This window comes from Daejeonella sp. (assembly GCF_037719425.1).
In the GTDB taxonomy this organism is placed as follows: domain Bacteria; phylum Bacteroidota; class Bacteroidia; order Sphingobacteriales; family Sphingobacteriaceae; genus Daejeonella.
Window position 1 is genome coordinate 1 of sequence record NZ_JBBJNI010000190.1, and the last position, 6,844, is coordinate 6,844.

Annotated in this window: 8 protein-coding genes; 5 read left to right on the forward strand and 3 right to left on the reverse strand. The window is 43.2% G+C overall.

Annotated elements, in window-relative coordinates; genetic code table 11:
• The 3 genes from WKF69_RS17870 to WKF69_RS17880 all read right to left on the reverse strand — a co-directional run.
• Positions 1-927 (reverse strand): DUF1800 family protein (locus tag WKF69_RS17870; protein ID WP_340383637.1); only part of this gene is annotated, 927 nt, incomplete at its 3' end.
• 221 nt (positions 928-1,148) lie between these two features.
• The gene (locus WKF69_RS17875) at positions 1,149-1,898 is read right to left on the reverse strand and encodes an MBL fold metallo-hydrolase (RefSeq protein WP_340383640.1); all 750 of its coding nucleotides are present in this window, start codon (positions 1,896-1,898) and stop codon (positions 1,149-1,151) included.
• A gap of 114 nt (positions 1,899-2,012) precedes the next feature.
• Positions 2,013-2,390, reverse strand: a complete 378-nt coding sequence (locus tag WKF69_RS17880; RefSeq protein ID WP_340383642.1) for a cysteine-rich CWC family protein — start codon at positions 2,388-2,390, stop codon at positions 2,013-2,015.
• Between the two features lie 118 nt (positions 2,391-2,508).
• Here WKF69_RS17880 and WKF69_RS17885 point away from each other — a divergent pair, with 118 nt between their 5' ends.
• The 5 genes from WKF69_RS17885 to WKF69_RS17905 all read left to right on the forward strand — a co-directional run.
• Positions 2,509-2,889, forward strand: coding sequence for a hypothetical protein (locus WKF69_RS17885; RefSeq protein ID WP_340383644.1), 381 nt, complete (start codon positions 2,509-2,511; stop codon positions 2,887-2,889).
• A 14-nt stretch (positions 2,890-2,903) separates the two neighbouring features.
• Positions 2,904-4,271 (forward strand): NAD-dependent succinate-semialdehyde dehydrogenase, encoded by a 1,368-nt coding sequence (locus WKF69_RS17890; RefSeq protein WP_340383646.1) that lies wholly within the window; start codon positions 2,904-2,906, stop codon positions 4,269-4,271.
• 235 nt (positions 4,272-4,506) lie between these two features.
• Positions 4,507-5,595 (forward strand): tRNA 2-thiouridine(34) synthase MnmA, encoded by a 1,089-nt coding sequence (mnmA, locus tag WKF69_RS17895; RefSeq protein WP_340383647.1) that lies wholly within the window; start codon positions 4,507-4,509, stop codon positions 5,593-5,595.
• A 141-nt stretch (positions 5,596-5,736) separates the two neighbouring features.
• The gene (locus WKF69_RS17900; RefSeq protein ID WP_340383649.1) at positions 5,737-6,012 is read left to right on the forward strand and encodes a four helix bundle protein; all 276 of its coding nucleotides are present in this window, start codon (positions 5,737-5,739) and stop codon (positions 6,010-6,012) included.
• Positions 6,013-6,334: 322 nt separating this feature from the next.
• Positions 6,335-6,844 (forward strand): toprim domain-containing protein (locus tag WKF69_RS17905; RefSeq protein WP_340383650.1); only part of this gene is annotated, 510 nt, incomplete at its 3' end.

The window sequence follows — 6,844 nt, forward strand, 5'->3', positions numbered from 1 at the left end:
AGTATATCCTCCGTCAACACCCAGAGTATGAAGCTCCATCACTTCGCGGGCATAATTTTCATTAAGTCCCTGTGTTTTTTTATTCTGCTGAAGTTTGGCAATCGCTTTTGCCCTCATTGAGGTGTCAGCAACATTCATTGACACGCTTGAAGCAATTCGCTTTTGAAGCTGCGGATTAGCTGGCTGTGCAAGGCTTTCGGGCGTACCAGAGCTGCTGAAATTATCCAGATAAGTCAGCATCGCCGGAGCTTTTGCCGTTTCGAGAACCAACTCCTCAAAACTTCCGAACACATTTGGCCGGATCACATCCCGTTCATACGCCGGAATAAATTCCGCTGATTGCCCTTTAGATAAGGAAACGTTAAAGTGATTGAACCAAAAGTCAGTTAACAGCTCGCGGGTTTGGTTATTGGAATAGGCTGCACGAAGTATTTTTTGACTGATCAATTGTCGCTGAAGGTCTGCCTGAGGTCTATACCCATGTTGTTTCATATAGTCCATAAGCTGCTGCCGATAGTCTTTTTTACCGGCTTGCGCAACGGAATCTTTATGGATCACGCCGTCCCTTATCGCCATCCTGAGAATCTGGCCACCGTTCGGATATATTTTAGAAACCTCATTGTTACTGAGGTTGATCGCGTCATAATTTTTGAGCATCAACTTTAGTGAGTCGTCCGCTAAATCACCTTTCAATTGCTGCGTAAACCACTTCTCAAGACCCATTTTAATCGCTGCATCAATATCGCCTGGCCTTGCCCCGTACGTAAAGCGGCTTAATAAATGAGCAGCGGCCTGTCGTTCAGTAAGCCCTGCGCTCTTGTATGGAAAAGCGGAATTTGCGGGTGTTTCTCTTATAAACGATGAGAACATTATTAGCGTAACAAATACGCCGAAGGGCAGGAAGAAATATTTTAACGTGGTTTTCATATTTGCACCATTGATTATATCTGTCTGACTACAGAAATTCAGGAAGGATTAAAACCAAAAAGGATTTAACTAACAAAAATTCATAGAGGCTCCGGCTTTAGCATTTTGATTAACCGGGGAAGCATTTCGAACAGCACATACCTCGGCACGATTGTGTGGTGATGTTGACAGCTTATGCGTAGCCAATGCGATGATTACTTTCAACTCTCCACTTTCAACTTTCAATTTAATAAGGGATACCAATTCCTTACCCTGACATCGATCTTCCTGTTCTTATTGTTAACCAGTTTCTTAAAGGCATTGATATCCTGTCCCCGGTGGTGGTACGGATAAACTATTGAGGGCTTAAATTCCAGCACGGCACTCGCTGCCTGATTAATATCCATCGTATACGGCAAATTCATACATACAAAAGCAATGTCAACATCTTCGAGGGCGCGCATTTCCGGAATATCTTCGGTATCTCCGGATATGTAAATGCTCTTTCCGCCAATCGTCAGCAGATAACCATTTCCCCGGCCTTTCGCATGACGCGAGTCCATCGTCTGGGGAAGATTGTACATTGGAACAGCCTTCACCATAATGGCTAGCTGACTGGTCTGCATTCCATTATTCAGTATCACCAGTTTATCCCGCGATGACGCGGGAAGCTGGATTGCTACCGCCTGGGGAGCCACTATTATTGCTTTTTTGGTGTTTAACGCTTCGAGGGCTTTTAGATCCAGGTGATCACCATGGATGTCGGTTATCAGGATAATATCCGGCGCTGCAAATGTCTTGTACATCTCACGATTACCTGTAGGATCTACATAAATTATTTTATTATCCCAGGTAAGTACAAAAGAGGCGTGTGTTACCGGATTGATTTTAAGCAATCCTTTACTGGTCTTAATCTCATCACTTGCACTTTTCTGCGCCATTACCTGAGAAATCCCCAGAATAAACACGGCTAAAAATATCTTGAATTTCATGAAAGTAATTTTAAACCAAAATAATCAATTATCCGCTGGTTCCCAGACACCGATTGTAACGTTTTATTAGTCACTGCGATTATAGGGCCAACCCGTGAATTTCGCTTGTTTTCTTCAGCCTTTTAGAAACATCTGATACTCCAGCTTTAATTCATTCAAACAATCAGCACATAAGCATTTCTCGAAAGACTCGCTCACAAATTGCAATTCATTGAGACTTAGCTGCACCTGACTGCACTGGCATTGGAAATAAGAATTTGCTTTACACACGACGGGTTTGCTGCAGCGCTCGCATAAGATGATTTCGTGTTTAATGTGAGTCATTCGTTGTACGTGATACGTTTTAAGTTTCCTAAACGCTGTAAAGTTATAAGTTGTAGGTTTTAAGTATCTAAGCGCTGTGTCACCGGGCGGCACGTAGAATGTACAAATGCAGGTTCGGCTTAAAAGTAAAGGAATTAGGGACTGATTGGCTTGAGGAATTTTAAACATAACGTTGAGTTCTCAACATGAATCGAATAAGAAACGATTGGAATCTGAAATTCAGTTAAGGATAAAAAACTTATATTGGTGTGTGTTGTTTACCTGTTAACTAAACGAAGATCACAAAATGAAAAATTATCTGATTACCATTTTATGCTGTATAATGCTAAGCTCATGTACCGAAAAGCAACAGGAATTTTCAAGCGTCAAAAAAGGAATGACAAAGGAAGAAGTAATAAAACAGGTTGGGGAACCGACTTCTAAGCGTGATGTCCTGGTAGCTGAGATGTGGAAGTATGACCTTGCTGACCGGACGGTAGTTTTCAGAAACGGCGCTGTATATGATATTATTACCTCAACGAAAGCTCGGGTAGATTCCATTGAATCTACGCTGAAGGGCGCCGGAAAGGAAATTAAGGAAAAGCTTCAGCAAACCGGAAATACCATTGACAGTGCTGGGCGCAGATTAAAAGATAAGATCGATGGTGATTCTGTGAAGAAAAAGTGATTCCTTAGCGGAGAATGATAATAAATTCGACGAACCCATTTGACGGTGCTGTCATTCAGTCTTATGAAACACATACTGCGAATGAAGTGGCAGGCATTGTTAACGCAGTAAATAGCGCATGGGCGAACTGGAGAAATGTACCATTCTCCAAAAAAGCAGAACTTCTAAATAACACGGCCCGCATTCTCCGTGAACGCAAGTCCGACCTTGCCATGCTTATGGCCCTGGAAATGGGTAAGCCTTTAAAGGGTGGAATTGCTGAGATCGAGAAATGTGCAGAATGCTGTGAATTTTATGCTAAAAATGCCGCGGATCTTTTAAAGCCTGAACTGATAAGTACCGACGCATCGAAGAGTTACGTAACCTTTGAGCCGATTGGTGTTGTACTGGCAATTATGCCGTGGAATTTTCCTTTCTGGCAGGTGACCAGATTTCTTGCCCCTACTCTTATGGCAGGTAACTGCGGTATCCTCAAACATGCTTCAAATGTTTTTGGCTGCGCCATTGAAATTGAGAACATTATTAAAGCAGCAGGCTTCCCCGAAAATGTATTCAGGACGCTTCTAATCCCGGGCTCCGAAGTGAATGCCGTTATCGAAAACGAATGGGTAAGGGCTGTAACACTTACGGGCAGCACCGCTGCAGGTAAAAAAGTAGCTGAAAAAGCAGGGTCACTGATAAAAAAAACTGTTCTTGAGCTAGGCGGAAGTGATGCCTATGTCATCCTTCATGACGCTGATCTGGAACTGGCTGCCGAGACTTGTGTAAACAGCCGGACAATCAATAGCGGACAAAGCTGTATTGCAGCAAAACGTTTTATTGTTGTCGAGGAGGTGATTGAAAAATTTACAGAGCTTTTTGTAAAAAAAATGTCCTCGAAAATAATGGGCGATCCCATTGACGAAAAAACTGATATTGGTCCCCAGGCGCGAATGGACTTAAGAGACGAGCTCCATGAACAGGTGAAGGAAAGCCTGAATATGAACGCCACATGTTTATTGGGCGGATTCATCCCTGATGGGAATAATGCATTTTATCCTCCTACTGTATTAACGAACGTCACCAAAGGTATGCCTGCTTATGACGAGGAGCTATTCGGTCCGGTTGCAGCAATCATCAGCGCTAAAGATGAACAGCACGCGATCCACCTTGCTAATGATTCGGTCTTTGGCCTTGGAGCCGCAATATTTTCGAGGGATGTAAAAAGGGTCGAAAACATTGCAGCAACACAGCTCCAGGCGGGCGCATGCTTTGTAAACGCCCTGGTTAAGTCAGACTCCCGCTTACCTTTCGGCGGGATCAAACAGTCCGGGTATGGACGTGAGCTTTCTCATTACGGGATTAAGGAGTTTGTAAATATAAAGACGGTGTATATTAAATAAGCGTAGGAATTAACCGCAAAGAGCGCAGAGTTTTACGCAGAGGGGCGCAAAGAATTACAAAAATATTAACGCCAAACTATTTTAGTTCTCTGCGTTGCAACTCGCGATCTCTGCCCCTACCTGCCGTCAGGCAGGGTTAAAACTCGTTGTACATATCAAAAAAGACCCCTCACTGACACTTCCCCTACCAAAAAATACCTTGCAAACCCCTATCTTTGCAGCGAATTGAATATGAATGAGTAAAAGAGGCAGAGTTCTGGTAGCCATGAGCGGTGGTGTGGATAGTTCGGTAGCGGCAGTAATGCTACACGAGCAGGGGTATGAAGTGATCGGACTTACGATGAAAACCTGGGATTACGCGTCCTCTGGTGGCTCTTCGAAAGAAACGGGGTGCTGCAGCCTTGACAGCATCAATGATGCGCGTGCGCTGGCTGTGGGCTATGGCTTCCCTCATTACATTCTGGATATACGTGATGAGTTTGGTGATTTTGTAATCGACAATTTTGTTGATGAATACCTTGCCGGACGGACACCGAATCCATGTGTCCTCTGTAATACCCATATCAAATGGGAAGCGCTGTTAAAACGTGCTGATAAACTTGACTGTGAATTTATTGCAACCGGACATTATGCAAACATCCGTCAGCAGGATAATGGAAGATATGTAATATCTAAAGGTAAGGATGAGCATAAGGACCAGTCTTACGTGCTTTGGGGCGTCTCTCAGGAGAATCTTGCCCGCACACAATTTCCTTTGGGCAGCTTTGCAAAAGCAGAGATCAGACAAATGGCAAAAGATATGGGACAGCTTGAGCTTGCCAATAAATCGGAAAGCTACGAGATCTGTTTTGTACCAGATAATGACTACAGGGCCTTTTTAAGAAACAAAGTTACTGATCTTGATGACCGGATTGGTCCCGGAAACTTTATGCTAAACGATGGCACTATTGCAGGAAAGCATCAGGGATATCCTTATTACACTATTGGACAGCGCAAAGGGCTGGGTGTAGCATTTGGTCATCCGATGTTCGTAACGCGCATTCTTCCGGAAACAAACACCGTAATGCTTGGTACTCTTGATGAACTGGAGCGTTCGGAAGCTATTGTGAGAAATATTAATCTGGTGAAATACGAAAGCCTCACCGAACCGCTTGAAGCGATCACCAAGATCAGATATAAGGATTCAGGTGCAATGAGCACGCTTACTCAACAAGGCGATACAATTGAGGTTGACTTCCATCACGCTGTGTCAGGAATTGCACCGGGACAGTCAGCGGTTTTTTATGAAGGGAATGATTTGCTTGGCGGTGGGTTTCTGGTATAAGTAGCTGAGGTTATTTAGTAATCAGTAATCAGTGCGTACGTACACACCGAGTTTAGTATAACCGCTGTTATGGTCAGAGGTTATCTCATTGAGAGATCGGTTTGATATGGGCTATTATCTGTATTTTTTGTAAATTCCGCAATGGAATATGTGAAAAGCTTCCGGGATTTGCATGTTTATAACGTATCGAGAATTCTAGCCAAAAAGATATTCGAGATTTCCAAGTCGTTTCCAAAAGAGGAAAGATATTCTTTGACGGACCAGATACGAAGATCCTCCAGATCCGTCGGTGCTCAAATAGCAGAATCCTGGGCTAAAAGAAATTATCAACGACATTTTATAAGTAAATTGACAGACGCCGACGGAGAACAACTTGAGACGCAACATTGGTTGGAGGTGGCAACAGACTGCTCTTAAATAACTTCAGATAATGCTGAAGAGCTCCGCCTTCAATATGATCAAATCGGTAAAATGCTTAATTCCATGATCCAAAAAGCAGATTCTTTTTGCAGTTAAACAGCTTGCTGTGAAGCGCATGCTCTCGAATTACCTCGCACGAACTGCGGCTAGTGGCCACTTCCAATACAATCTCACTCTAAACGCCCATCTATCCGATTTGTACTGATTACTGATAACCGATTACCGATTACTTTTTTCAACGAGCATTTATCGGGTTTAATACCCCTAATTTGGCTTTCCCTTTAATATTGTCTTTATTTGCAGAAACTCATTGTACTGAATGGCTAAAAATCTACTTATTGTTGAATCACCGGCTAAGGCAAAAACTATAGAAGGGTATCTAGGTAAAGACTTTCTTGTTAAATCAAGTTATGGACATATCCGTGACCTGATCAAAACAGATGATGCTATTGACGTCAGCAATAATTTTGAACAGCGCTATGAAGTTCCGGCAGATAAAAGAGCTGTTGTCAATGAGCTGAAAAAGCTTTCCAAGGACGCTGAAATGGTGTGGCTTGCCTCGGATGAGGATCGTGAGGGAGAGGCGATATCGTGGCACCTGTTTGAAACCCTTGGTCTTAAGGAAGACAAAACCAGGCGTATAGTATTCCACGAAATTACGAAGACAGCCATTCTTAAAGCTATCGAGAATCCCAGAAAGATAGACTACAATCTGGTTTATGCGCAGCAAGCGAGACGGGTGCTTGACAGATTGGTAGGTTTTGAGCTTTCTCCTGTATTATGGAAAAAAGTAAAGCCATCTCTTTCTGCAGGCCGGGTTCAGTCGGTA